This window comes from Stenotrophomonas maltophilia group sp. Smal32 (genome assembly GCF_030237085.1).
GTDB lineage: Bacteria > Pseudomonadota > Gammaproteobacteria > Xanthomonadales > Xanthomonadaceae > Stenotrophomonas > Stenotrophomonas maltophilia_Q.
On sequence record NZ_JASJSI010000075.1, the window covers coordinates 19,337 to 21,733 of the forward strand.

Genomic DNA, 2,397 nt, shown 5'->3' on the forward strand with positions numbered 1-2,397 from the left:
TCTGCTTCACGGATGCCTTGCGCCTGTTAAAGCCGTTTTACTAAGTGCTTATAAATCACCCCAAATGGATCTGGGTGCGAGCGTTGGTACTGGCCTAAAAAAAGCGCGAATGCAGCGGTTTATCGAGTGCGGGGTTATGGGGTGTTGCTTGGTGGCCCGGGGGCATGTTTCGCCCGCGCCCCCCGGGCGGGGGGATGGCCCCTACGGCCCGCGCGGGGGGGCCTCGGCTCTACAGGGGCATCAGCGTACGGTTGGCGCTACCCTTCTTCACGCACGATTTCGACCAGGCGCGGGCCGTAGCGGCTCAGCTTGGTGCCGCCGATGCCGCCGACCCGTGCCAGTTCGTCCAGGCTGGTCGGGCGTTGCTCGGCGATGTTGCGCAGGGTGCTGTCGTGGAAGATCACGAAGGCCGGCACGTTCTGTTCGCGCGCCAGTTCGGCACGCAGGCCGCGCAGGGCGTTGAACAGGGGCAGATCCTGCGGCAGCACCGACAGGCCGGTGCGCTGCGCACTGCGCTCGCGGCCACTTGTGCTGCTGGCCGGATCGCGGCGCATGCTGATCTGGCGACGGCCGGTCAACACGTCACGGCTGGCATCGGTCAGGCGCAGGCCACCGTGGCCCTCGCTGTCCACTTCCAGCAGGCTGGCGGCGACCAGTTGCCGGAACACGCTGCGCCAGGTACGTGCATCCAGGTCGCGGCCGATCGCATAGGTACTGAGTTTGTCGTGGCCCTGCTGCTTCACCTTCTCGTTCTCGCTGCCACGCAGGACGTCGATCAGGTGGCCGACGCCGAAGCGCTGGCCGCTGCGGTAGACACAGCTCAGCGCCTTCTGCGCTGGAATGGTCGCGTCCCACGAGGCTGGCGGCGTCAGGCAGTTGTCGCAGTTGCCGCAGGGCTGGGGATAGGTCTCGCCGAAACCGGCCAGCAGCACCTGGCGGCGGCACTGCATGGATTCGCAGTAGCCCAGCAGGTGGTCGAGCTTGCCCCGCTCCAGCTGCTTGCGTTCTTCGCCGGCCTCGGACTGCTCGATCATCTGCTTGAGCAGGACCACGTCGCCCAGGCCGTAGCACAGCCATGCTTCAGCGGCTTCGCCATCACGGCCAGCGCGGCCGGTCTCCTGGTAGTAGCCTTCCATCGACTTGGGCAGGTCGGTATGTGCGACAAAGCGCACGTCCGGCTTGTCGATGCCCATGCCGAAGGCGATGGTGGCGCACATCACGATGCCGTCCTCGCGCAGGAAGCGGCGCTGGTTGTTCGCGCGCACTTCCGGCGGCAGGCCGGCGTGGTAGGGCAGGGCATTGAAACCTTGGCCGCACAGGAACTCGGCCGTTTCCTCGACCTTGCGCCGCGACATGCAGTAGACGATGCCGGCCTCGCCACGGTGGCCGCGCAGGAAATCGGTCAGCTGCTTGCGGGCGTTGTCTTTCTGCACCACGGTGTAGCGGATGTTGGGGCGGTCGAAAGAGCTGACGAAATGGCGTGCTCCCTGCAGGTCGAGACGCTCGGCGATCTCGCGCTGGGTCGGCGGGTCGGCGGTGGCGGTCAGCGCGATGCGTGGAATCTGTGGCCAGCGCTCGTGCAGCACGGTCAGCTGCCGGTATTCAGGGCGGAAGTCGTGGCCCCACTGCGATACGCAATGCGCTTCGTCGATGGCGAACAGCGCGATGTGGCTGCGCGACAGCAGTGACAGGAAGCGGCCGGTCAGCAGTCGCTCGGGGGCGACATAGAGCATGTCCAGCTCGCCGGCCAGCAGCTCGCGCTCGACGCGACCGGCGGTCTCGGCATCCAGAGTGGAGTTCAGGTACTCGGCACGCACGCCGAGCTGGCGCAGGGCTTCGACCTGGTCCTGCATCAGGGCGATCAATGGCGAGATGACGATGCCACAACCGTCACGCAGCAGGGCCGGCACCTGGTAGCACAGCGACTTGCCGCCGCCGGTGGGCATCAGCACCAGGGCATCGTGACCGGCAGCCACATGCTCCACGATGTCCTGCTGCGGACCACGGAAATCGTCGTAACCAAAGACGCGTTGGAGCAGGTCGTGCGCGGGACGGGAAGCCATCCGGTTAGTTTACCTCCCGGAGGCGGCGGCAGGGCTGTGCCCTGCACCTGCTACAAGCCACGGCAACGTCAACGGCAACAGCCGGCTCTGGCGTGTCTGCTGGTTGGGCGGGGCGGTGTGGGGGTGGCGGTCACGCCGGTAAACCCTCCCTGGGGGGGGGCTTGGGCCCCCCCAGCGGCCCCCCCGCCCCCCACCCCCCACCCACCCCCCCCCCCCCCCATCAGGGTTCCGCGGGGGCGCTCCACCCCAAGCCCCGCGCTAAAAACAGAGATATAGAAAAACAAAAAATGGTTATTAAAGAGTTTATTTGGCTCTAAATATAATAAAAAACAAA

1 protein-coding gene is annotated in these 2,397 nt (G+C 65.9%); it reads right to left on the minus strand.

All coding sequences use genetic code 11. The features are described 5' to 3' along the window. Nucleotides 1-257: 257 nt before the first annotated feature. The gene (gene recQ, locus QRO91_RS16285; protein ID WP_197619920.1) at nt 258-2,063 is read right to left on the minus strand and encodes a DNA helicase RecQ; all 1,806 of its coding nucleotides are present in this window, start codon (nt 2,061-2,063) and stop codon (nt 258-260) included. Nucleotides 2,064-2,397 lie beyond the last annotated feature (334 nt).

Excerpts from the sequence above, each read along its gene's own strand:
- recQ (WP_197619920.1), bottom strand. The coding sequence starts at position 2,063 with ATGGCTTCCCGTCCCGCGCACGACCTGCTCCAACGCGTCTTTGGTTAC.